Annotated in this window: 17 protein-coding genes; 4 read left to right on the forward strand and 13 right to left on the reverse strand. The window is 63.5% G+C overall.

What is annotated here, in order from left to right; genetic code table 11:
• Positions 1–98 precede the first annotated feature (98 nt).
• Positions 99–1,508 (forward strand): NAD(P)H-quinone dehydrogenase, encoded by a 1,410-nt coding sequence (locus AC1DD5_RS06415; protein WP_477519734.1) that lies wholly within the window; start codon positions 99–101, stop codon positions 1,506–1,508.
• A gap of 97 nt (positions 1,509–1,605) precedes the next feature.
• Here AC1DD5_RS06415 and AC1DD5_RS06420 read toward each other — a convergent pair whose 3' ends face one another.
• From AC1DD5_RS06420 to AC1DD5_RS06435, 4 genes are all read right to left on the reverse strand, one after another.
• Complete coding sequence (locus AC1DD5_RS06420) at positions 1,606–2,355, reverse strand: MBL fold metallo-hydrolase (protein WP_477520899.1); 750 nt, start codon at positions 2,353–2,355, stop codon at positions 1,606–1,608.
• A gap of 106 nt (positions 2,356–2,461) precedes the next feature.
• Complete coding sequence (locus AC1DD5_RS06425) at positions 2,462–4,024, reverse strand: FAD-dependent oxidoreductase (protein ID WP_477520900.1); 1,563 nt, start codon at positions 4,022–4,024, stop codon at positions 2,462–2,464.
• On the reverse strand, positions 4,021–6,264 hold the full coding sequence (locus AC1DD5_RS06430; RefSeq protein ID WP_442016814.1) for a molybdopterin oxidoreductase family protein: 2,244 nt from the start codon (positions 6,262–6,264) through the stop codon (positions 4,021–4,023). Before AC1DD5_RS06430 ends, AC1DD5_RS06425 begins: the two co-directional genes overlap by 4 nt.
• Complete coding sequence (locus tag AC1DD5_RS06435) at positions 6,265–7,677, reverse strand: MFS transporter (protein ID WP_477520901.1); 1,413 nt, start codon at positions 7,675–7,677, stop codon at positions 6,265–6,267.
• A 294-nt stretch (positions 7,678–7,971) separates the two neighbouring features.
• On the opposite strand from AC1DD5_RS06435, the gene AC1DD5_RS06440 reads away from it, so the two are divergent.
• On the forward strand, positions 7,972–9,381 hold the full coding sequence (locus AC1DD5_RS06440; RefSeq protein WP_477520902.1) for an MFS transporter: 1,410 nt from the start codon (positions 7,972–7,974) through the stop codon (positions 9,379–9,381).
• A 68-nt stretch (positions 9,382–9,449) separates the two neighbouring features.
• On the opposite strand, the gene AC1DD5_RS06445 is transcribed toward AC1DD5_RS06440, so the two are convergent.
• A complete protein-coding gene (locus AC1DD5_RS06445) occupies positions 9,450–11,321 on the reverse strand; it encodes an acetyl/propionyl/methylcrotonyl-CoA carboxylase subunit alpha (protein ID WP_477520903.1) in 1,872 nt (623 codons plus the stop codon).
• 60 nt (positions 11,322–11,381) lie between these two features.
• Positions 11,382–12,047, reverse strand: coding sequence for a Maf family protein (locus AC1DD5_RS06450; RefSeq protein WP_477518779.1), 666 nt, complete (start codon positions 12,045–12,047; stop codon positions 11,382–11,384).
• Between the two features lie 143 nt (positions 12,048–12,190).
• Between AC1DD5_RS06450 and AC1DD5_RS06455 the strand changes: the two genes are divergently transcribed.
• Positions 12,191–12,856: an HAD family hydrolase gene (locus tag AC1DD5_RS06455; RefSeq protein ID WP_477520904.1), complete on the forward strand. Its 666-nt coding sequence runs from the start codon at positions 12,191–12,193 to the stop codon at positions 12,854–12,856.
• A 159-nt stretch (positions 12,857–13,015) separates the two neighbouring features.
• Here AC1DD5_RS06455 and AC1DD5_RS06460 read toward each other — a convergent pair whose 3' ends face one another.
• Both AC1DD5_RS06460 and AC1DD5_RS06465 read right to left on the reverse strand, forming a co-directional pair.
• Positions 13,016–15,541, reverse strand: a complete 2,526-nt coding sequence (locus AC1DD5_RS06460) for an MMPL family transporter (protein WP_477520905.1) — start codon at positions 15,539–15,541, stop codon at positions 13,016–13,018.
• A 1-nt stretch (position 15,542) separates the two neighbouring features.
• Positions 15,543–16,265, reverse strand: a complete 723-nt coding sequence (locus AC1DD5_RS06465; protein ID WP_477520906.1) for a TetR/AcrR family transcriptional regulator — start codon at positions 16,263–16,265, stop codon at positions 15,543–15,545.
• Between the two features lie 161 nt (positions 16,266–16,426).
• Here AC1DD5_RS06465 and AC1DD5_RS06470 point away from each other — a divergent pair, with 161 nt between their 5' ends.
• Positions 16,427–17,857, forward strand: a complete 1,431-nt coding sequence (locus tag AC1DD5_RS06470; RefSeq protein ID WP_477520907.1) for an HNH endonuclease — start codon at positions 16,427–16,429, stop codon at positions 17,855–17,857.
• A 117-nt stretch (positions 17,858–17,974) separates the two neighbouring features.
• Here the strand turns inward: AC1DD5_RS06470 and AC1DD5_RS06475 are convergent, their stop codons facing one another.
• The 5 genes from AC1DD5_RS06475 to AC1DD5_RS06495 form a co-directional block, all read right to left on the reverse strand.
• The gene (locus AC1DD5_RS06475; RefSeq protein WP_477520908.1) at positions 17,975–18,448 is read right to left on the reverse strand and encodes a YbjQ family protein; all 474 of its coding nucleotides are present in this window, start codon (positions 18,446–18,448) and stop codon (positions 17,975–17,977) included.
• Between the two features lie 92 nt (positions 18,449–18,540).
• Positions 18,541–19,974 carry a dicarboxylate/amino acid:cation symporter gene (locus AC1DD5_RS06480; RefSeq protein ID WP_477520909.1) on the reverse strand — a complete coding sequence of 478 codons (1,434 nt, stop codon included), beginning with the start codon at positions 19,972–19,974 and terminating at the stop codon, positions 18,541–18,543.
• Positions 19,975–20,236: 262 nt separating this feature from the next.
• On the reverse strand, positions 20,237–21,919 hold the full coding sequence (locus AC1DD5_RS06485) for a DUF885 domain-containing protein (protein WP_477520910.1): 1,683 nt from the start codon (positions 21,917–21,919) through the stop codon (positions 20,237–20,239).
• A gap of 74 nt (positions 21,920–21,993) precedes the next feature.
• Positions 21,994–22,242, reverse strand: coding sequence for an acyl-CoA carboxylase epsilon subunit (locus AC1DD5_RS06490; RefSeq protein WP_477520911.1), 249 nt, complete (start codon positions 22,240–22,242; stop codon positions 21,994–21,996).
• Entirely contained in the window at positions 22,239–23,822 is a 1,584-nt protein-coding gene (locus tag AC1DD5_RS06495; RefSeq protein WP_477520912.1) for an acyl-CoA carboxylase subunit beta, read from the reverse strand. The genes AC1DD5_RS06490 and AC1DD5_RS06495 overlap by 4 nt, the downstream gene beginning before the upstream one ends.
• Between the last annotated feature and the right edge of the window lie 85 nt (positions 23,823–23,907).

Consider the following 23,907-nt stretch of genomic DNA (forward strand, 5'->3'; position numbering starts at 1 on the left):
TGCGTGTGCGGCAATTTGGTAGGGACGCCTTTTCGACACCCGTGGGTGAGGCTTGGCTGACTGGCAGCCTGCGCTGCAATGAGCGAGAATTGAGGATTGTGACCACCCAAGTTGACTTCAGTTCCCCCCGTATCGCGATTCTGGGAGGTGGTCCCGGAGGATATGAAGCCGCCATGGTGGCCGCTTCCCTTGGCGCAAAAGTCACCATCATCGAGCGGGCAGGCCTTGGCGGCTCCGCCGTGCTGACCGACGTCGTGCCTTCCAAAACCCTTATTGCCACCGCCGATCTCATGACCCGCGTTGGTGAGGCGGACGAGTTGGGCGTCAAGTTCGACGGCGACGGCGGCGGCTCCAAGCCCCGCGCCGACCTGAAGCACATCAACAACCGCGTCCTGGAGCTGGCCCGTGGACAGTCCCACGACATCCGCGCGGGGCTGGAGCGCCTCGGCGTGGAGATCGTGATCGGTTCCGGCAAATTGCTGGACAACAACACGATTGAGGTCCTGACCCTTGAAGGCGTCCGCACCATCGACGCCGATGCCATCCTCCTGGCGGTGGGCGCGCACCCTCGCGAGCTCCCCACTGCCAAGCCCGACGGCGAACGCATCCTCAACTGGGCCCAGATCTACAACCTGGACGAGCTCCCTGAGGAACTGATCGTGGTGGGCTCGGGTGTCACCGGCGCCGAATTCGCCTCCGCCTACAACGGCCTCGGCTCCAAGGTCACCCTGATTTCCAGCCGCGACCAGGTCCTCCCCGGTGAGGACACGGACGCCGCCAAACTGCTGGAAGGCGTGTTCGAGCGCCGCGGCGTGCGCGTGTTGTCCCGGTCGCGTGCCAACGCGGTTGAGCGGACGGACGACGGCGTGAAGGTCACCCTGGGTGACGGATCTGTAGTCACGGGCTCCCACTGCCTCGTGTGTGTTGGTTCCATCCCCAACACGGCCGGAATCGGGCTTGAGGAAGCAGGGGTGACCTTGACGGAGTCCGGGCACATCAAGGTGGATGGTGTCTCGCGCACCACTGCCCCCAACATTTACGCAGCCGGCGACTGCACGGGAGTGTTCGCGCTGGCGTCCGTGGCCGCCATGCAGGGCCGCATCGCGGTTGCACACTTCATGGGTGATGGCGTGAAGCCGCTCAAGCTCAACCAGGTGGCGTCGAACATCTTCACGTCCCCGGAAATCGCCTCCGTGGGTGTTTCCGAGGCCGATCTCGCCTCCGGCAAGTACCAGGGCGACGTCGTGATGCTCTCGCTGCTGAGCAATGCCCGCGCCAAGATGCGCAACACCAAGGATGGCTTCGTCAAGATCATCGCCCGCAAGGGATCCGGCACCGTGATTGGGGGCGTGGTGGTGGGACCGAACGCTTCCGAACTCATCTTCCCGATCTCCGTGGCCGTGACGCAGAAGCTGCACGTTGACGACGTCGCCAGTGCTTTCACGGTGTACCCGTCACTGACTGGGTCCATCTCGGAGGCAGCCCGGCGCTTGCACGTGCACATGTAGTTTTTGCTCCTGTGGCGCCCGTTTCGATGGCTTGCTGCGGATTCGATGGTTGGACGTCGAATGCGCAGCGAGCCATCGAAACGGGCGTTTCTGTTTCCTACGTTTGGAGGCTCGCGATGGCTTCGGCGAGTGGCAGGTGCAACGCAGGACCGTGGCCCGGCAGGATCACGTTGGCTTGGACACTGCTCAATGAGCGTGCCGCTGCGAGGGCGGTCTCCGGATTCGAGTGGTACATCCGGTGCAGCATCTGGGGCCCGGATTTTGTGCTGATCGGGTGGCCACTGGCAAATGTGTCACCTACGGCGATGGCCTGCGCCCCGGGGATCAGTAGAGCAACATTGCCTGGGGTGTGACCGGGCAAGAGGATGGCTTCCGGCTGGCCGGGCAGGCTCCGGAGCCTGTTCTCGTCCCACGGCTCGGCGCGGATTGCGGGCTCCGCCTGGAGGGCTTTCGCTTTGATGACATGGAGCAACCAGCGGAAAACACGTGGCCGCCACGCCCGGATAATCACCTGGCCGAACGTGACCTGGTGCTTCTCCTTGCCCTGAACGTGGGCAAGTTCCTCCGGGGAACACAGGATGGGCGTGCCGAACGTCCGCGAGAAGTACGCCGCGGAGCCCGTGTGGTCCACATGGCCATGGGTGATGAGCATGGCTTTGGTATTGGCGGGATCCAGCCCCAGTTGGCGGATGGACTCGAGGACCAGGTCCCGGTCGGCAGGATATCCGCCGTCGATCAGCAGGAAGGCAGGCCTGTCCGCGGAGGCCGGGGCATCCCGGAGAATGACCCAGTTGGACGCAGGTCCTTCAACAAAGTGGACGCCGGGCGCGGGTTCGGAGATCTTCACCCCGAAAGTCTAGAAGCCCCGGCAACGAATATGCGGGAAGCGTGCGAGCACGCAGGGAAACTTCCCACGAACCCGCAGCTTTCCCGCGAACCGGGCGAACTACCACTCAGGCGGCAGCCGCTTGGAAGTGCTTCTCGATGAGCCCCTTGATGTCCTCGTGGCATCCGCCGCACCCTGTTCCGGCGCGGGTGGCCTTGGAGACCTCGCCAACAGTGCTGCAACCTTCCAATACGGAGTCCTCAATGCTTGCCGCGCTGACGCCTGCACAGCGGCACACTGTGCGCTGGGGATCGTTGCTGGGAGCGCCGGAACCCAACTGGTCCGGGCCGTCCAGGCGAAGCAGCAGGGAACGGTCCGCGGGCAGCTCTGAGGAACGTTCGAAAAGGACCACCAGTTCAGCAGCAGTCCTGGGCATGCCTACAGCCACCAAACCCTCCAGCACTCCGCCGCGCGTTGTCATCTTGACGTAGCGGCCGTGCTCGGGATCGGCCCACTGGGAGATCTGGCGGCGTGCCCGGCCAGCAGTGGCCCCGGCTTCCAGAAGCTCTTCGTCCCATGGATCGGCTTGGTTGTCGCCGGCAACGGCAAGGTTGATGCCCCGTGCTTTTAGAACCACGACGCCGGGCTTTTCCGTGGCCAGGGCTTCCAGCGCATCCGCGGCTTCCTGGCCGTCTTGTGCCAGGACCACGAGATATTCAGCCAGCCATTCAGCCTGACGCCAGCCGGGGCCTACCAAACCGGAGGGGCCTGTGGCGGTCCGGCAATCGAGGCAGGAAGCGTCAGGGCAGCGGACCTCGGCACAATCGCCGATCGCGAACATGTGTGGCTCGTGGTAGGTCCGGAGATGGTGGTCCACCAGAATTCCGACCGCAACAGGAAGGCCACAACCCTCGGCCAGTTCGATCCTCGGGCGGACGCCGCAGGAGAGGACCAGCAGGTCGCCGTCGATCGCCGATCCGTCCTCCAGCAGGAGAGCCGAGAAAGATCCGCCGGGTCCAGCGGTTTCCACACCTGTAGACCTCGCGTTGCCGGCCATCCGAACGCCGCCGGCGCGGAGGCTGCTGGTGAGGACGGATCCGCTGCCGCGGTCAATGCTCCGCCCCAAGGGGAAGGGCCCGTTGTGGACCACCGTTGCCTGCGCGCCTTCCTCCGCGGCGGCGAGGGCAGTTTCCAGGCCAAGCACGCCACCGCCCAGGACCACCACGCGTTTGCCGCCAGCGACAGCTTCACGGAGTACCGCAGCATCACGAAGATCGCGCAGGGCAGTGACACCCGCCGGAAGAACGGGTCCCGCCGGATCAGGGTTCAAACCGGTGAGGTTGGGAATGACCGGCCGGGAACCGGTGGCAAACACCAGGCGGTCGTAGTGTTCGTTGGTGCCGTCGGAGAGAATCACGTGCTGGCGTGCGCGGTCAATCCTCTTGACCTTGACGCCCAACCGCACGTCGACGCCGTCGGCCTCCAGTTCAGCAGCATCAGCCATGGCCAGGGCCTCAGGAGTGGTCCGTCCGACGCCGAGTTCGGCCACCATGACGCGGTTGTATGCGGCCTCAGCTTCCTGGCCGACCACCAGCAGTTGCACGAGTCCTGTGCGGACCGCGGGAAGCAGCTCGTCCACCAGTCGCGCAGCAACCGGGCCGAATCCAACAACAACAATGCGCTCGCTCATGATGCCTCCTTGGCGTGCAAGGGCAGCCCGGATCCGGCAGGCACAGCGACTGGAGCCGCTGAAACTGTGGTGGACGCTGCCCGCCGGACCCATACCCGGCTGGTCTTGAATTCCGGCATGCCGGAGATGGGATCGGTGACCGCCTCCGTGAGGCGGTTGGCGTTTTCCTGGCCCGGGAAGTGGAACGGGAGGAAGACAGTGTCAGGGCGGACCGAGTTGCTGAGTTCCGCCCGGCAGAGGACCTCACCGCGCTGATTGGTCACGGTGGCGTAATCGCCGTCGGCAATGCCACGCGCTGCGGCCGTGCCAGGGTGGATCAGGAGCTTAGCCTGAGGTTGGGACGCCAGCAGCTCGCTCACGCGGCGGGTCTGGGCGCCGGACTGGTAGTGCTCAAGGAGGCGGCCAGTGGCGAGGGCCAGGGAGTCGTCCGCAAACGAACGTACAGCCCGCTTGGAAGGGGAAACCGGAACCATTACGGCCCGGCCATCAGCATGCGCGAACCCATCAGTGAAGAGGCGCGGCGTTCCCTGGCTGCCCACTGGATAGGGCCAGTAGGCAGCTTCGCCACGATCCAACATGGCGTAGTCGATGCCGGAGTAGTCAGCCAGTCCACCGGCGGAGGCAAGCCTGAGTTCTTCAAACACTGTCTCGGGGTCATCGCTGAACGTGGAGGGAGCCTCGAGCATTTCCGCGAGCCGTGCCATCAGCCACAATTCGCTGCGGACGCCCGGGGGAGGAGTGATTGCCTTGCGACGCCGGATGACGCGTCCTTCAAGGTTGGTCAGCGTCCCTTCTTCCTCGGCCCACTGCGTCACGGGCAGGACCAGATCGGCCTCGGCTGCGGTCTCGGACATGAAGAAGTCGCAGACCACCAGGAAGTCCAGGCTGCGGAGTCCTTTGGTTACCGCGTTGGTGTCCGGCGCCGAAACCACCACGTTGGCGCCGTGCACGAAGAGGCAACGGACGCCGTCGGGCTTTCCGAGTGACTTGAGGAGTTCGACGGCGGGAAGGCCGGCTCCGGGGATCAGCGACTCGTCCACGCCCCAGACCTTGGCGACGTGGGCGCGCGCGGCGGGATCGGTAATTTTGCGGTAGCCGGGGAGCTGGTCGGCCTTCTGGCCGTGCTCACGGCCGCCCTGGCCATTGCCTTGGCCGGTGAGTGTGCCGTAGCCGCTGCGGGCCGAGCCGGGCAGGCCCAGGAGGAGGCTGAGGTTGATGGCAGCGGTTGCGGTGTCCGTCCCATCGACGTGCTGTTCCACGCCGCGGCCGCTGAGGATGTAGCTGCCGCCGTTGCGGGCGCCTTGTGCCAGACGCCGGGCGGTCTCACGGATGAGGGTGGCCGGGACACCGGTGATGGACTGGACGCGCTCGGGCCAGAAGGCGTTGAGGCTGCGAACCACGGAAGCATAGCCCTTGGTGTTTGCCTCGATGTAGCTGGTGTCGGCCAGGCCTTCGTGGACCACAACGTGGCTGATGCCCAAAAGGAGGGCCAAGTCTGTGCCGGGCGTTGGCTGCAAATGGAAGCCGCCGCCGTCGCCCGTGAAAGCCGCCGTGGCCGAACGCCGGGGGTCCACCACGATCAGCCCGCCGGCGTCGCGCGCGCCCTGAAGGTGCTGGACGAACGGAGGCATGGTCTCGGCGACGTTCGAGCCGAGCATGAGGATCACGGAAGCGGAGTCCAGGTCAGTGACGGGGAAGGGGAGGCCGCGGTCCACGCCGAAGGCGCGGTTGCCTGCCGCTGCCGCCGAGGACATGCAGAAGCGGCCGTTGTAATCGATGCGTGAGGTGCGTAATGCCAGCCGGGCGAACTTGCCCAGCATGTATGCCTTCTCGTTGGTGAGGCCGCCACCGCCGAAAACTCCGACGGCGTCGTTTCCGTACTGCTTCTGGGTGTCCTTCACAGCGGCGGTGATCAGCATGAGCGCCTGGTCCCAGGAGATTGGCTGGTGGACGCCGTCGGATCCTTTGAGCATAGGTTCGGTGACGCGGCCGTTGTGACGCAACAACGACGCCGATGTCCAGCCTTTGCGGCACAGCCCGCCCCGGTTGGTGGGGAAGTCGCGCCCTGAAACTTCCAGGGGCACGGCAACTTCACCGGGTATTGCAGGTGTGGCAGGGCTTGCCGGTGCTGCGTCGGACGAGGGCGCGGGCGCTGCCCCGGCGGCCGAGGCAGCCGGGGTCAGCGTCATGGCGCACTGGAGCGCGCAGTAGGGGCAGTGGGTATCGGCGCCGTTGGGCATCTAGATGTGTCCGATCGTGTTGCGCTTCTGGGCGGGGCGGATGTAGCAGACCCAGCAGACGGCGAGCATCAGGACGTAGGCTCCAACAAATCCGTAGAACGCCGGGGTGTAGGAGCCGCTTGATGAGCTCGACGCGTTCAGCACCTGAGGGATCACGAATCCGCCGTAGGCACCGATCGCCGAGATCAGGCCCAGTGAGGAGGATGCCAACCGTGCCGTTGAGCCGCTGGGGGCGCCTGAGCGGGCTGCCCGGCTGGAGGTCGCGAAGATCACCGGGATCATTCGGTAGGTAGCGCCGTTACCGAAGCCGCTCGCCACGAAGAGCACCAGGAACAAGGTCAGGAACAACCAGAAGTTCTTCAGTGGCAGGGTCCAGATCATGGTCAGGGTGATGACAGCCATGGAGGCGAACGAAACGATGGTCATCCGGGCGCCGCCCATGCGGTCTGCCATGCGGCCACCGTAAGGACGGGCCAGCGAACCGACCAGCGGGCCGAGGAATGCCAGGGACAAGGCCACTGCACCGAGGTGGATGGAGGAGAAATCGGGGAAGTAGTCCTTGATCAGTTTCGGGAAGACGCCGGCGAAGCCGATGAACGAACCGAATGTTCCGATGTACAGGAAGGCCATGATCCACAGGTGTGGTTCTTTGAGGGCCGCCACGGATCCAGCCACATCACCCTTGGCGCTGGTGAGGTTGTTCATGTACTTCCAGGCACCGAATGCCGCGATCAGGATCAGCGGGATCCAGATGATGCCGGCCATCGGCAGGTTCACGGTTCCAGCTGCGAGCAGGGTGATGGCGATGGGAACCACAAGCTGCGCGACGGCGGCACCAAGGTTTCCGCCCGCGGCGTTCAGTCCCAGTGCCCAGCCCTTTTCGCGGGCCGGGTAGAAGAAGGTGATGTTGGCCATCGAGCTGGCGAAGTTGCCACCGCCGAAGCCGGCGAGGGCTGCAACCAGGAGCATGGCACCGAACGGGGTTTCCGGGTTGGAAACGCAGATCGCCAGGCCGCTGGCGGGAATCAGGAGGAGCAGTGCCGAAACGATGGTCCAGTTGCGGCCACCGAACTTCGGCACCATGAAGGTGTAGGGGATTCGCAGCGTGGCGCCTACGAGGCTGGGGATGGAGATGAGCCAGAAGATCTGGTTGGTATCGAACTTGAAACCTGCTGCGGGGAGCTGGACGACAACGATCGACCAGAGCTGCCATACGACAAAGCCGAGGAATTCGGCGAAGATCGACCAGTACAGATTGCGCTTGGCGATGGACCGGCCTTCGGCTTCCCACTGGCCCTTGTCCTCGGCATCCCAGTTGGCGATCCAGCGGCCGGGGCGGTGTTCAAGGGTGGGAACGGCGGTAGCAGTGGACTGGGCGGGGGCCAGTTCTTCTGCAGTGCGGTCAACAGTCACGGAGTGCCTCCTTCGGGGGACGTTGTTCTTCCAAGGTAGGTTTCACGCGTTTCGCGGACCGTCGCCCTTTGTAAACGTGCTGTGACATTTCCCTATCGGCGGGGTCACCAGCGCGTGAGGGAATGGTGAGGTATTGTGGCCCGGACCACAGAATGAGACTTTTCCATCGGTCCGCATGGTGGACTTAGTTGTCCAGTCAATGGACTGCGGGAACTATTATTGAACTCTCGAATAATCCTTCGCCGGGCGGGCTCGCCAGGGGCATCGGCCGGTGTGAACGAAAGCTGCTACTACATGTCTTCGACTGCCACGTCCAAGGAAGGTGAGTTCACTAAGCCAGTGAACTCACGGGGACGGGTGATTGTTGCCAGCCTTATTGGCACGACGATCGAGTTCTACGACTTCTACGTCTACGCCACGGCGGCTGTCCTCGTATTCCCCCGGTTGTTCTTCCCCAGCCTGAACGAGACCACCCAACTCCTGAGCTCCTTCGCTGTGTTTGGGGTCGCGTTCATCGCACGCCCTCTGGGCTCGATCATCTTTGGACACTTTGGTGACAAATTTGGACGCAAAGGCACCTTGGTTGCGTCCCTGCTGACCATGGGCATTGCAACCTTCCTGATTGGTTGCCTGCCCACTGCCGCCGTTCCCGGCTGGACCATTCTGGCCCCGGCTCTCCTGGTGGTCATGCGCTTTGCGCAAGGGCTTGCCCTGGGCGGGGAGTGGAGTGGTGCGGCACTGCTGGCCACCGAAAATGCGCCCGCCAACAAGCGCGCCATTTATGGAACGTTCCCGCAACTGGGCGCTCCCATCGGGTTCATCGTGGCCAACATCATCTTCCTGGTCTTCAACTACACCCTTTCCCCGGAAGCGTTCGAAGCCTGGGGCTGGCGGGTGCCATTCCTGCTCAGCGCCGTCATGGTGATCATTGGCCTGTACGTTCGCCTCAAACTCATCGAGACTCCTGCCTTTACCAAGGTGGTCGAGTCCAATGAGGTTGCCAAGTTGCCAATTGGCCGTGTCTTCAAGAGCAGCTGGCGTCAACTCATTCTCGGTACCTTCATCATGTTGGCCACGTACGTGCTCTTCTATCTGATGACCACCTTCACGCTGACTTACGGCACGAAACCGACGCTGGCGGGGGCGCAGGCTGCGGCTGAGAAGGCCGGAAAGCCTTTGTCGGAAGCCGCGGCCGCGGCGTTCGTTCCTGGCCTTGGCTACACGCGGAACGAGTTCCTGTGGATGCTCATTGCGGGCGTGGTGTTCTTCGGCATCTTCACCCTGGTGGCGGGCCCGCTCGCAGAAAAGTTCGGACGCCGCAAGACGCTCCTGGCAGTGACCGCGGGCATCTTCGTCTTTGGGTTGCTGTTCGTGCCGCTCTTTGGCGCAGGATTCGCAGGCGCCATGGCGCTGCTGATTATCGGCTTCACGCTGATGGGTCTGACATTCGGGCCCATGGGTGCTCTGCTGCCCGAACTGTTCCCCACGAACGTCCGGTATACGGGGTCGGCTGTCAGCTACAACGTCTCCAGCATCCTGGGTGCAGCCGTGGCCCCGTTCATTGCCGTGTGGCTGTGGGAAGTCGGAAAGGGCAGCACCGTCCTGGTGGGCGTCTACCTCAGCGCGATGGCTGTGCTGACACTTATTGCGCTGTTCATCTCCAAGGAAACCAAGGACACGGACTACGAGAACAACGTCGCCTGACCTTTGGGAATTAACGACGTCGGCCCCGCACCTTCCAGTGCGGGGCCGACGTCGTTAAGTTTGGGTTCTTAGTCCTCGATGGTGGCGATGACAGCGCCGGCAGCGACCGTCTCACCCGCTGTGGCTGCCAGGCCCCGAACAGTGCCGGACTTGTGTGCGGTCAACGGCTGCTCCATCTTCATGGCTTCCAGGACAACGATCAGATCGCCCTCGGCCACGACATCGCCTTCGGCAGCTGCGACCTTGACGATGGTGCCCTGCATCGGCGAGGTCAATGCATCCCCACCGGCGGCAGCCGCTGCGGCCCCTGCCGAGCGGGAACGCTTCTTGGACTTGCCCGACTTGGTGCCCGAGCCGCTGGAAACAGCGGCGACGCTGGCGCCCAGGCCGGACGGCAGAACGACCTCAAGCCGCTTGCCGCCAACCTCGACCACGACGCGCTGGCGCTCACCGGCGTCGGGCGTTTCCGTACCCGCGCCGCTGGCCGTCCAGGCGGGGATGTTGTTGACGAATTCGGTTTCGATCCAGCGGGTGTGGACGCTGAACGGTCCCTCCACAGGTGCGAAGGCGGGGTCCGTGACAACGGAGAGGTCGAAGGGGATGACGGTGGGAATGCCTTCCACCACCATCTCCTCAAGGGCGCGGCGCGAGCGCTGGAGGGCTTGCTCGCGGGTGGCGCCGGTGACGATCAGCTTGGACAGCATGGAGTCGAAGTTTCCGCTGATGACGTCGCCCTGCTCAATGCCTGAGTCCACGCGGATGCCGGGGCCCGTGGGGTTCTTCAACGTGCTGACCGTTCCGGGTGCGGGCATGAAGTTGCGGCCCGGGTCTTCGCCGGTGATGCGGAATTCGAAGGAGTGGCCGCGGACCTCGGGGTCCTCGTAGCCAAGAGCCTCCCCACGCGCAATGCGGAACTGTTCACGAACGAGGTCGATGCCCGTAACTTCCTCGGAAACACAGTGCTCCACCTGGAGTCGGGTGTTGACCTCGAGGAAGGAGATGGTGCCGTCCTGGCCCACGAGGAACTCGCAGGTACCCGCACCGAGGTAGTTGGCTTCCTTCAGGATCGCCTTGGAAGATTCGTAGAGCCGCTTGTTCTGTTCCTCGCTCAGGTAGGGAGCAGGGGCTTCCTCGACGAGTTTCTGGTTGCGGCGTTGCAGCGAGCAGTCGCGGGTGGAGACAACCACAACGTTGCCGTAAGCGTCCGCCAGGCACTGCGTCTCAACGTGGCGCGGGGCGTCCAGGAAGCGCTCGATGAAGCACTCGCCCCGGCCGAAAGCTGCTATCGCCTCACGGACTGCGGATTCGTACAGCTCAGGAATCTCTTCCATGGTGCGGGCAACCTTGATGCCGCGTCCGCCACCGCCGAAAGCAGCCTTAATGGCGATGGGCAGGCCGAATTCCTCGGCAAACTTCAGGATCTCATCCGCGGACTCCACGGGATCAGCTGTACCGGGGACCAGCGGGGCGCCCACCTTTTCGGCGATGTGGCGCGCCTGGACTTTGTCGCCCAAGGCAGAGATCGCCTCGGGGGAGGGTCCGATCCAGGTGATGCCGGCGTCGATCACTTTGGCGGCGAATTCCGCATTCTCGGCGAGGAAACCGTACCCGGGGTGGATCCCATCGGCGCCGGCCTGCTTGGCGACGTCGATGATTTTCTCCATGACCAGGTAGGACTCAGCTGCAGTGTTGCCGCCAAGGGCATACGCTTCGTCGGCGAGGCGGACATGGAGGGCGTCACGGTCCGGGTCTGCGTAGACGGCTACGGAGGCGATGCCTTCGTCCCGGGCGGCACGGATGATGCGGACCGCGATTTCGCCGCGGTTGGCAATCAAGACCTTGGTAAGAGGGCTGGAAATGGGCTGCGCCGGGTTAGCTGACAAGTTGTTGACTCCTTCTGTCCTTGAGGAGCCTAGCGTGATTGTGAGGGTTCCGCCCATATTGATGGGGGATTCCGTGTGTGAGGAGAGGTTCCTTTGTAGGGTTGCTACAAATCGCTTCTACTGGCTCTTCGCGTCCCACAGCTCCGTGATGCCCACATTCGCATGGACCAGCAGGTCCCGGAGGGTGGAGATGGAAAGCCCGACGACGGCGTGCGGGTCACCGTCCACCTTGCGGATAAAGGCGCCGCCCAGGCCGTCGATGGTGAACGAGCCGGCGCAGTGCAGTGGTTCTCCGGTGGCGATGTAGGCGTCGATGTCGTTGGTGCTCATCTCTGCGAAATGAACCTCGGCGCTGGACACGGCGCCGACTGTTGCTCCCGAGCCGTCTGTTTCCTCAGTTCCGTCGTCGTCTACGTCCGCGGCGGTGTCCCGGCAGTCCACCAGCCAGTGACCGGTGTGGAGCACGCCCTTGGATCCGCTCATGCGCAGCATCCGCTCCCGGGCGACCTCCGCGGTGTAGGGCTTGCCGTGGGACTCGCCGTCGAACTCGAAAACCGAATCGCAGCCGATCACCAGGGCACCCTCTGCTTCGGGGAGTGCGGCGACCGCTTCAGCCTTTGCCCGGGCCAGCAGCAGCGCGGTGTCATGCGCATCCGTCACGCCGTAATGCGCCTGCACCGCGTCCTCGTCCACGTCTGAAACCAGGACGTCATGCTGGATCCCCGCTTCCGTCAGTAACTTGGTGCGGGCAGGGGACTGCGAGGCAAGGATCAATCGGGTCACCGTCCCAGCCTAATACGATGTTCTCTCACGTCCTGCCCGTTTCCGGGCGATCTTCTCGCACTTCCTGCCCGTTTCCGGCGGACGTTCTCGCACGTCCTGCCCGTTTCCGGGGGATGTTCTGTCACGTCGCCTAGGCTGGGCGAATGCTGATGCTCGTGGACTTGGACAACACCTTGGTCGACAGGACCTCTGCTTTTGGTTGCTGGGCATCCAATTTCGTCCGCTCGCTTGGGAGGGCCGATTCTGATGCAGCGTGGCTCATTGCTGCGGACCTGGATGGTTATGAGCTGAGGGAATCCCTGGCGCTTGCCATCAAGGATCGATTTTGCATGGACCATGGGGTCGAAGCCCTGGTGGACGCCTTGCTCTTCGAACATGTCGGCCTGATGGGAATGGATCCGCGTACGGCCACGGCTCTTGGCGAAGCACGGGAGGCCGGCTGGAGCATCGGCATCGTCACGAATGGAAGCACAGCGCAGCAGACGCTGAAGATCGAACACCTTGGACTCGAACCGTACGTGGATTGCGTCGTGATTTCAGAGGCAGCTGGTGTGAAGAAGCCTGATGCTGAAATTTTTCGATTGGCGGCTCATGAATTGGGTGGCGATGTGACGGATGGCTGGATGGTTGGAGATCACCCGATCGCCGATATCTCGGGTGGCCGCGCGGCGGGACTAAGAACCGGCTGGGTTTCCCGCGGGCAGAACTGGCCCGACGATGTGCCGCCGCCAACCCTCACTCGCCACAGTGCGGCCGAGGTAATCAATGCTCTGGTTCAGCTCGAGGCCAGGCACGACCTGATCCCGTGACGCGGGCACCTGCCAACAATGCACGCAGAAATGCCCGACGTCGGCACCCAAGTTGAGTGCCGACGTCGGGCTTTCTGGGGGATGTGACAGAACGTCGGTTAGATCGCCGGTGGATGTGAGAGAACGTCGGTCAGATCGCCTGGGGGATGTGAGAGAGGGTTAGTGGACGAGTGCCTCGGAGCCGGTCTTCGGAAGGTCGGTGCGGTTCAGTTTGGCGCCTTCGACGTCCACATCCGGCAGGACGCGCTGCAGCCACTTTGGCAACCACCACGCCTTCTCGCCGAGCAGGTACATGACGGCGGGAACGATGGTCATGCGGACAACGAACGCATCAATCAGCACACCGAACGCCATCGCGAAGCCCAACGGCCGGACCATGGTCAGGTGGCTGAAGATGAAGCCCGAGAACACACTGACCATGATGATCGCGGCCGCCGTGACCACTGCCGCGGCGTGGCTGAAGCCAGTGCGAACAGCGTGTTTGGCGTTCTCACCGTGCATGAAGGATTCACGCATGCCCGATGTGATGAACACCTGGTAGTCCATCGCGAGGCCAAACAGCACACCGATCAGGATGATCGGCAGGAAGCTCAGGACGGCGCCCGGGTTGGCGACGTCGAAAATCGCTCCCAGCCAGCCCCACTGGTAAACGGCCACGACGGCGCCAAATGCGGCAGCCAGTGACAACAGGAAACCGCCGGTGGCGAGCAGAGGCACGACAATCGAGCGGAAGACCAGCAGCAACAGGATCAGCGAAAGCCCGACGACGATCGCCAGGTACGGCGGGAGGGCAGCCCCGAGCTTGGCGGAAACGTCAATGTTGCCGGCCGTCTGACCGGTGAGGCCGATGCTGACATCGAGGTCCTGGCGGATTTGGGTGCCCTTGGCGCGGACGTCGGAAACTACCTGGACTGTGCTGGCGCTTGCTGGTCCTTCTTTGGGAATGACCTGGAAGACGGCTGTCTGGCGATCATCGCTCAGTGCCACCGGCACCGCGGCCGTGACGTTCTCCACGCTGCGCAGCTGATCCGCGACGTCAAACTGCTTGTTCTTGGCATCCGTTTCGCTGAGGCCTTCCGGGAACCCGGCGACGACGACGATCGGCCCCGTGACGCCTTCGCCAAAGCTGTTGCGCGTGAGGTCGTAGGCTTTGAAGGCTTGCGAATCGACCGGCTCGGATCCGCCGTCGGGAAGTGCCAAACGCAGCTGGGAAGCCGGAAGCGCCAGTGCGCCCAACAGCACGACGCTGGCCACGAGGGAAACCCAGGGATGCCGTGTGACCAAGCCGCCCCAGCCACTGCTGCTGCGCTTCTCTTCCAAGGCCCGGTCCGCGGCTTCGTGGCCCGGCTCGGCATTGTGCCTGGCGGCCTTCGCCCATGCGCGCTTGGAAATCAGTCTGCGACCGATCAAGGCGAGGATGGCGGGGGTCAGCGTCAAAGCCACGACGACGGCGACGGCAACTGTCGCTGCGGCGGCAACACCCATCACAGCCAGGAAGGGCAGCCCCGGGACCACTAGGGCCGCCAGCGCGATGATGACGGTGAGGCCAGCGAACAGCACGGCGTTTCCAGACGTGCCGGTGGCGAGTGCAGCAGATTCCTCGCCGTCCATCCCGGCCAGAAGCTGGTTGCGGTGGCGGTTGACGATGAACAGGGAGTAGTCGATGCCGACTGCAAGGCCAAGCATCAGGGCAAGCATCGGGGAGATGGAGCTCATGGTGATGACCCCAGTTAGCGCGAATGTTCCGCCCACGCCCACAGCCACGCCAATCAGTGCCATGACGAGGGGCAGGCCTGCGGCGATGAGTGTGCCCAGCATAAGGATCAGAACGAGAGCTGCCACGGCGACACCGACGATCTCCGCGACTCCGAAGATCTGCGAGACGTCCTCGGTGATTTCCTTGCTGGCATATGCTGTGACACCCGCGGAGGATACGCCCTGAACGATCTCCTGAACTTGCTTGCGGACGGCGGGATCAACAGCGTTGATGGAGGTCTTGAATTGGACCTGGGCGATGGCGGCCTTGTTGTCGCTGGACACAAAGCGCATCCCCTGGGAGGCCTCCAGCTGGCGCTTTCCCAGGGCCAACGCGGCGGCTCCGTCCGCTGCTTCCTTGGCACCGGCGTCGAGCTTTGCTTTGTTGGCGGTTAGTTCGGCGTGCTGCGGCGCGAGTTGGGCCTCGATTTGTGCAGGTGTAAGGCCTGAGGCTGCCATCTGCTGTTCCGCTCCCGCAAGCTGGGCTTCGCCGGCTTCCAGTTGGGCGCGGGCGGCGTCCAACTGCGTCTTGCCTTCTGCGGCCTTCGCTTCACCAGCAGCAATCTCGCCGGCGGCCTTGTCCAACTGGTCCTGGGTGGTGAACGGATTCACCGTCCCTTGCACGTCCGGCATGGCTTCGAGCTTGTTGAGCGCAGTGGCTACGGCGTCCTTCTTGGCTTGGTCGAAACCAGAGTCTCCGGCGTCGAAGGCCACGCTCGCCGAGCCGCCGGACGCATCGGGGAGGGCTTCTTTGAGCTTGTCGGCCATTCTCTGCGTTTCGGTGCCGGGGATGCTGAAGTTATTGGACATGGTGCCGTGGAAGGCTGCGGCCGAACCTCCCACGGCCACCAGGACTGCCAGCCACAGCGAGATGACCAGCCAGCGGCGGCGATAAGAAAACTTGCCCAGGCGGTAGAGGAACGAGGCCATGTCAGAACCGATCTGTGGAGGTGGAGTGGAATGATGCGTTCGCGGCTGACGCCGCTTGCGGGGTGACTTCCGACGACGGCGCGAATCCGGCTCCCAGGAGGCCCATGGCGTCGATGAGGTGCTGGCGAAGAACCTCAAGCGAATCGGGCGATAGGTCAGGGCCTCGCTCGGCGAACCAGACTGTCATGGCCGCCTTGCCGCATGAGATGACGGATCCGGCAAGGGCATGCAAGTAGAGCTCGCTGGTGTCTGGTCCAAGTCTGCTGCGGGCGGCGTCGATAATCTGCCCCGTGCAGTGTTCCCATGCTTCGAGTTCGGAACGGGCGAGGGAGCGGTTCTCCTGGGTGAGGCTGAAAAGTTCGGCCATAGGTGCTACAGACATGGGGTCAGCGAGGGCCACCAGCGCGGCCTGTGCGGATTCGAGGATCGATTCCTCGGCTGGCCTCAACCGGAATTGCTCAAGGGCGCGATCCATGAAGCCGTCGGCCACGGACGCGAGGGCAGCCTCGAGGCTCGCGAAGTAGTTGAAGAAGGTCCGTCGGGAAACGCCTGCACTCGCGGTGATGTCCTCCACCGTGAAATTGCCGGGGCCGTTGCTGCGTAGAAGGTCCAGTGCCGCGGTAGCAATGGAGGCCCGAGTTGCTGCCTTGTTGAGTTCGCGCCGCGAGGGGCCGGCGGGCTCGCTGACTTCCGCGGTGATCGGTTCAATACTGTCTGGGGTCACATACTTACACTAAGTGCAAGTTTGCACTCTGCGCAATATTAACCTGAGCGGATGTCGAAAATATCAGTTCTCATTGCCCGGCAACCCAATCCGGGGCGAGCTAATAATGTCGGTGCCTCCTGGAAGAGTGTGTGTATGGACAAGAACCGGGAAGGCAAACGATGACAGAAGTCGCGCGGCCAGTTGTTCCTGCTCGGTTCATCCCTCCCGTTCCGGCCAGCGTGGTGAGCAGGGATCTCATCGATCAGTTACGTGCGCTCGAAGATATGAAGTCCGCCATAGCTGGTTTGCAGGCCAGAATCGCTGTGGCGTTCGATCTCGCCCAGCGCCAAACCCAAGCGGAGGTGGGCGTTCCGGCCTCTGAGCAGGGACAGGGTGTGGGTGCGCAGATCGCCCTCGCCCGGCGTGAATCACCCAACAAGGGGTCCCGGCTCCTTGGACTGGCCAAGGCGCTGGTGTCGGAAATGCCGCGCACCATGGCCGCCCTGGAAACCGGGCAATTGAACGAATGGCGGGCCACTCTGCTCGTGAAGGAAACCGCGTGCCTGTCCGTCGAAGACCGGGCAGCTGTGGATGAGGAACTCGCGCCCGACACTGGCACGTTCGACGGCGCCGGAGACAAAACCATCATCGCTGCCGCACGGGCCGCCGCCTACCGGCGGGACCCCCGCTCGGTGACCCAACGCGCAGCCCATGCCGCGTCCGAACGGCACGTCAGCCTCCGCCCTGCCCCGGACACCATGACCATCCTCACCGCCCTGCTCCCCGTCGCCCAAGGCGTCGCCGCCTACGCCGCGCTCACCCGGCACGCGGACTCCGCCCGCTCCGGCGGGGACATCCGGACCCGGGGCCAGGTCATGGCCGACACCCTGACCGAACGCCTCACCGGCACACCCGGCGGCATCAGCGGCATTGATGTGCAGCTCGTCATGACCGACCGCACCCTGTTCCAAGGCGACAGCGAACCAGCACGGCTCCAGGGCTACGGAATCGTCCCCGCCGAATGGGCCAGAACGCTCGTTGCCGGAGGCAGCAACCAGGCAGACGGCGAACTAGTGGACGGCGGGACGGACGGGGAGTCGCGAATCAATCGTCAGACCGGAACCAGCGGCGAGGCCTGGGTTGTGGGAAAGGCCGGGACCGACAACCAAGCGAAATCCGGGCAGGCCAACTCGGGTACGAAACGCACGGACCGCGAGGACCTTAGGGTCTTGCTTCGCCGTCTATACACAGCACCAGCCAGTGGTGAACTGCTGGCCATGGACTCCAAAGCCCGACTCTTCCCACCCGGAATGCGCCGCTTCATCGAAACCCGCGACGACACCTGCCGCACCCCTTACTGCGACGCGCCCATCCGCCACTTCGACCACGTGGTTCCCTGGCACTACGGCGGCGCCACGAGCCTGTCCAACGGCGCGGGACTCTGCGAAGCATGCAACCACACCAAAGAAAACCCCGGCTGGAACGCAAAACCAATCCCCGGCGGCAGACATGAACTCGAAGTCAACACACCCACCGGACATACATACCAATCCAAGGCCCCACCTGTGCCGGGTCACCCACCACGGTCAACATCGCCGTCCGAAACCTAGGCCAGCAACAGGAATTCACCTCCGGGTACGACGAATCGCGCCCTCGTCCGGTCTACTCACCGTAAAAGTGCGAGTGGAGCGTACAAGGGCGGGACCCGTGGCGCGAAGGGAAGTAGGTCAGAACTGGTGCGGGGGTGCCTGCGGCGCAGGGTGAGTCGGCTGCGCTGGCTGTTGCTGACCCTGCTCCTGTGCCTGCTGCGCTTGCCCAGGTTGCGGGGATGCTGTCTTGGTCAAGTAAACGGACTGCCCGGTGGCGCCGGGTTCGCCCTCGCCGAGTGGAAGCACATAGACCGCCGTGCCATAGGCGCAGACTTCAGTCCAGTTGGTCCCCATTTCGGAGGTGTCGAAGCGCATGGCGACAATTGCGTTGGCGCCGCGCTGCTGGGCCTCGTTGACCATCCGGGCCATGACTTCCTGACGGCTTTCGTAGAGTGCCCTGGTCATTTCAGGCAGCTCGCCGCCACCGAGGGAGCGGAAACCGGCCAGCATCTGGGAGCCAATATCGCGGGAACGGACAGTGAGGCCCATGACTTCGCCGAAGACGGCGTCGATTCGGTGGCCGGGTATCTCATTGGAGGTGACGATCAACATGCTTCGAGCCTATCCAGCTTTCGCCGTTAAACCGCGCAATCCCCGGGGAAGAAGTCCCCAAGGGATTGCGCGGTGCGAAAAGCCAGCTGGTGCTATGCCTTGGAATCGGCCAGTTCGCGCGCCTCGTTCTCGGCAGCAGCCGTGTCGTTGGCGAACTCGTCGGCGAATGCGGCGCCATTGCGGGGCGCGTTGTACAGCGATTCGTCCAGGATGCCCTGGCGCTTGGCGACGATTGCGGGGATCAGCGCCTGGCCTGCCACATTGACGGCCGTGCGGCCCATGTCCAGGATGGGGTCGATCGCCAGCAGGAGTCCGACGCCGGCCAGCGGCAGTCCCAGCGTGGACAGGGTCAGCGTGAGCATGACGACGGCGCCCGTGGTGCCTGCCGTGGCAGCGGAACCCAGCACGGAGACCAGCACAATGAGGAGGTATTGGCTGAAGTCCAGGTTGATACCGAAGAACTGGGCCACGAAGATCGCTGCGATGGCCGGGTAGATCGCCGCGCAACCGTCCATTTTGGTGGTGGCGCCGAGCGGGACGGCAAAGGAAGCGTAGCCCGAGGGAACGCCGAGGTTACGCTCGGCGACGCGCTGCGTGAGCGGCAGCGTACCGATCGAGGAACGGGAGACGAAGGCCAACTGCACGGCCGGCCATACACCGGAGAAGTACTGCTTGATGGAAAGGCCGTGGACGCGGACCAGGATCGGATACAGGACGAAGAGCACCAGTGCCAGGCCGATGTAAATGGCGGCAGTGAACTTGCCAAGGGAGCCGATGGTGTCCCAGCCGTAGATGGCCACGGCGTTACCGATCAGGCCGATAGTGCCCAGCGGAGCGATGCGAATGATCCACCAGAGGACCTTCTGGATGACGGCCAATGCGGAGGCGTTGAAGGTCAGGAACGCTTCGGCCTGCTTGCCGACCTTGAGGGCAGCGATGCCGACGGCGATCGCGACCACCAGGATCTGGAGCACATTGAAGCTGACGGAGGTGCTGACCGTGGTGGCGGCATTAGCGCTCTCCGTGACGGTGGAGCTCGCGCCGAGTCCGAGGAAGTTCTTGGGGAAAAGCCCGATCAGGAATGCCCACCAGTCCCCGGTCTTGCCGGCGTACTCGGCCTTCTGCGTGATCCCGGTAGCTGCACCAGGCTGCAGGAGCACACCCAGGCCGATGCCGATGAGCACCGAAACCAGTGAGGTGATGGCAAACCAAAGCAGCGTGTTCCAGGCGAGGCGGGCCGCATTGGAAACCTGGCGAAGGTTGGCGATGGAGCTCACCACTGCCGTGAAGATCAAAGGAACGACGGCGGTCTGCAGCAACGAGACGTAGCTGGAGCCAATCGTTTGAAGAGTTGCGCCGAGGCCGTTGGGGGCGGTCTTGGTGCTGCCGGTGTACTTGGCGATGAGGCCAAGGACGAGGCCGATGATGAGGGCGGCAATGATCTGGACGCCGAAGGATCCTGCCCACTTGGGAAGCCGGAAGCCGTTCTTTCCAGGCGCGGAAGTGATGTTTTTTGAGGTGCTCACAGGAACACGCTAGGTGCACCTCAAATAACATAGCGAACGGACGTTTAGAAATATTACGCCGCTATAGGCTCACCCAGCCCACGGAGCCTTCTAATAACGCCGTATGGCTGCGGTTGTGTGAAGTTATTCCCGGCTGAGATGTGGCGATGATCTCGAAAGGTGCCGATGGGCCGGAGGACAGACATCCGGCAGCGTGCGTCAAAGCGACGAAGGAGCAGCACGCAGAGGATGTGTGTCCTCCGGACACGCCGGACCAGGAAGCTCACCCAAGCAACGCCCGCCGCAGCACGTCCAAACCGACCGAGCCAATGTTTAGTGCCTTGCTGTGGAAGGACTTTAGATCGAACCCTTCGCGGGTTTCAAGCTCCGCCCGGATCTGCTCCCAGAGCCGCTGCCCCACTTTGTACGAGGGTGCTTGCCCGGGCCAGCCGAGGTAGCGGGTGAATTCGAATTGGAGTTGGCCTTCGCTGATGTCGAGGTTGGCCTTGAGGAAGTCAAAGCCCTTTTCTGGAGTCCAGGTTCCGGTGCCCCAGCGTTCGGGGACGGGTAGTTCCAGGTGCACGCCGATGTCGAACACAACGCGGGCGGCACGCATGCGTTGGCCGTCCAGCATGCCCATGTGGTCGCCGGGGTCTTTTAAGTAGCCCAGTTCCAGCATGAGCTGCTCGGCGTAGAGTGCCCAGCCTTCGCCGTGTCCGGAGACCCAGCAGACGTTGCGGCGCCAGTTGTTGAGGAGTTCCCGGCGGTAGGTGGCGGTGGCGACTTGGAGGTGGTGGCCGGGTACGCCTTCGTGGAAGACGGTGGTTGTTTCGGACCAGGTGGTGAAGGTGTCTTCGCCGGCGGGAACGGACCACCACATGCGGCCTGGCCGGGAGAAGTCGTCGGAGGGGCCGGTGTAGTAGATGCCGCCTTCGTCGGTGGGGGCGATCATGCATTCGAGGGTTTTCATGACGTCCGGGATGTCGAAGTGGACGTCTGCGAGCTCGGATACTGCGCGGTCCGAGAGCTCCTGCATCCACGCCTTCAGTGCGTCTGTGCCTTTGATCTGGCGGGCTGGATCGTTATTGAGGATGCTTTTGGCTTCTTCGATGCTGGCGCCGGGTTTGATCTGCGCGGCTACCTTTTCCTGTTCGCTGATGAGCCGCTCCAGCTCTTGGACGCCCCACGCGTAGGTTTCCTCGAGATCAACGGCGGCCCCCAGGAACGAACGGGAGGCCAAAGCATACCGTTCCCGCCCTACCGCGTCCTTTTCCGGGGCAGCGGGGAGAAGCTCGTCCTGGAGGAAAGTCCCCAATGATTCGTAGGCTGATCGTGCTGCGGAGGCACCGGCGTCGAGCTTGGACTGAACGTCTGCGGGAAGCGGCTGGCCACCAAGGGCAGCGGATGAAGCCATCTTGGCGAAGAATCCGTCCTCGGCGGCGTACCGGGCAGTTTGCTCGATGACGATTCGAACCTGGCGCGCGGCGGCTACTTTGCCGTCTTCCTTGGCGGCACGAAGCGAGGAAATGTAGCCCTCGATGGCGCCGGGAACGTTGGCCGCACGGCCGGCAATGTGCTCCCACTGCTCCGCCGTATCCGTTGGCATGAGGTCGAAGATGGCGCGGATATCCTGCGCGGGCGAAGCGATGTTGTTGAGGTCGGCAGCATCCCAGCCGGTGTCGTGGATCTCCAGCTCCAGCCCGAGCCGCTCGCGCATTGCGTCCAGGGTGACGACGTCGGACTCGTCGGTCGGTTCCAGCGCCGCCAACGATTCCAACGCCTGCCGGGCAGCCTGCGCATGGGCCTCGGCTCCTGCAGGCGAGAAGTCCTGATATTCAGTCTCGTGCCCCGGCAACCCCAACGTGGTGGCGAAGCTGGGGTTGAGTTCGATCAGCTTTTCCGTGTACGCGTCAGCAACGGAATCGATGGCGGTCTTGGGTCGTGCAGGCGTGTTTGCAGTAGTCACCCACAGAGCCTAACCGTGAGTCGGCTCACGTGAAAGGGTTGTTGCACTTTCTCGCGCCACCGCGATGAAGCGAACTATCCGCGGCTGCGCTTCCACGCGCCCGGACCCGGCGTGGGGTCCAGGCGCAACTGCTGACGGCGTACCCAATGACGAACGTTCGGCTTTGCAGGCTCCGGCGTCTGGGGTACTCCGACAGAAGCGACGATGGCGGCAAGCGCCGCGAGCTCCTCGGCGGTGGGTTCTCCCTTGACCACAGCGAACATGGGAGCGACGGGTTCGGGCGCTGAAGGGTTATCGTCTGCCCGATGCTTAGCCGGGCTCATAGGGGGATGTTCCCGTGCTTCTTGGTGGGCAGGCTGGCGCGTTTGTCGCGAAGGGCGCGAAGGCCGCGGATGATTTGGAGACGCGTGTCAGAGGGAGCAATGACCGCGTCCACATAGCCCAGCTGAGCTGCCTGGTAAGGGTTGAGGAGTTCCTCCTCGTAGCCCTGGATGATCTCGGCGCGCTTGGCCTCGACGTCGCCGCCGGCCTCGGCAACCGCTGCGAGGTCGCGGCGGTAAAGGATGTTCACTGCGCCTTGGGCGCCCATGACACCGATCTGGGCTGTGGGCCACGCGAGGTTCAGGTCCGCGCCCAGCTTCTTCGAGCCCATCACGATGTATGCGCCACCATAGGCCTTGCGGGTGATGACGGTGAGCTTGGGCACAGTAGCCTCAGCGTAGGCATACAGGAGTTTGGCGCCTCGACGGATGATTCCCTGGAATTCCTGGTCCTTGCCGGGGAGGAAGCCGGGCACGTCCACCAGCGTGATGATGGGGATGTTGAAAGCATCGCAGTGCCGGACGAACCGGGCGGCTTTCTCGGATGCGGAGATGTCCAGGGTGCCTGCGAACTGCATGGGCTGGTTCGCAACGATGCCGACGGTGTGACCTTCGATCCGCCCGTAGCCAATGATCACGTTGGGGGCATACAGCGACTGCATTTCAAGGAAGTGGGCGTCGTCCACGATCTGCTCAATGACCTTGCGCATGTCGTACGGCTGATTGGCCGAATCCGGGATCAGTCCATCCAAGGCGAGGTCGTCGTCGTCGAGTTCCAATTCCTGGTCGTGTTCTACAACCGGCGCCTCGGAGAGGTTGTTGGAAGGCAGGAAGTCCAGGAGTTCGCGGACGAATTCAATGGCATCGGCTTCGTCAGAGGCAAGGTAAGTGGACGTACCGGTGGTGGCGTTGTGCTGGCGGGCACCGCCCAGCGTTTCCATATCCACGTCCTCGCCCGTGACGGTCTTGATGACATCCGGGCCGGTGATGAACATGTGGGAAGTCTTGTCCACCATGACCACGTAGTCGGTCAGGGCGGGGGAGTAGGCAGCGCCGCCGGCGCAGGGGCCCATGATGAGCGAGATCTGGGGGACGACGCCGGAAGCGTGGACGTTGTTGCGGAAGATATCCGCGAACATGGCCAGGGAGGCCACGCCTTCCTGGATGCGCGCGCCGCCACCGTCGTTGATGCCCACCACAGGGCAGCCGTTGCGGAGGGCGAATTCCTGGACCTTGACGATCTTCTCGCCGTTGACCTGGCTCAAGGAACCGCCGTAGACGCTGAAGTCCTGGCTGTAGATGGCAACGAGCCGCCCGTCCACTGTGCCGTAGCCGGAGACGACGCCGTCGCCCAGGGGCTTCTTTTTCTCCATACCGAAGGCCGTGGAGCGGTGGACGGCGAGGGCGTCGAACTCAACGAATGATTCGGGATCGACCAGGAGGTCAATGCGTTCGCGGGCAGTGTTCTTGCCGCGTGCGTGCTGCTTTTCGATCGCTTCCGGGCCGGAAGGCTGCTCTGCACGGGCCTGGCGGTCGCGGAAGTCTGCAATCTTTCCCGCTGTCGTTGTCAGATCGTGGCTCATCAAGTGTCTCCGGCTCTGTAGCTGATTTTCGCTGGCGCAGTTCTGTTGCGAACAAGTAGCTGACTTAAGTAGCTTCCGTACAAAG

The sequence above is a fragment of the Paenarthrobacter sp. 10L420 genome, from assembly GCF_056395385.1.

Coding starts and splice junctions, on each gene's coding strand:
- AC1DD5_RS06425 (WP_477520900.1), bottom strand. CDS start 4,024: ATGAGCGAGCGCATTGTTGTTGTTGGATTCGGCCCGGTTGCTGCGCGA.
- AC1DD5_RS06430 (WP_442016814.1), bottom strand. CDS start 6,264: ATGCCCAACGGCGCCGATACCCACTGCCCCTACTGCGCGCTCCAGTGC.
- AC1DD5_RS06440 (WP_477520902.1), top strand. CDS start 7,972: ATGTCTTCGACTGCCACGTCCAAGGAAGGTGAGTTCACTAAGCCAGTG.
- AC1DD5_RS06445 (WP_477520903.1), bottom strand. CDS start 11,321: ATGGGCGGAACCCTCACAATCACGCTAGGCTCCTCAAGGACAGAAGGA.
- AC1DD5_RS06455 (WP_477520904.1), top strand. CDS start 12,191: ATGCTGATGCTCGTGGACTTGGACAACACCTTGGTCGACAGGACCTCT.
- AC1DD5_RS06460 (WP_477520905.1), bottom strand. CDS start 15,541: ATGGCCTCGTTCCTCTACCGCCTGGGCAAGTTTTCTTATCGCCGCCGC.
- AC1DD5_RS06470 (WP_477520907.1), top strand. CDS start 16,427: ATGACAGAAGTCGCGCGGCCAGTTGTTCCTGCTCGGTTCATCCCTCCC.
- AC1DD5_RS06475 (WP_477520908.1), bottom strand. CDS start 18,448: ATGTTGATCGTCACCTCCAATGAGATACCCGGCCACCGAATCGACGCC.
- AC1DD5_RS06490 (WP_477520911.1), bottom strand. CDS start 22,242: ATGAGCCCGGCTAAGCATCGGGCAGACGATAACCCTTCAGCGCCCGAA.
- AC1DD5_RS06495 (WP_477520912.1), bottom strand. CDS start 23,822: ATGAGCCACGATCTGACAACGACAGCGGGAAAGATTGCAGACTTCCGC.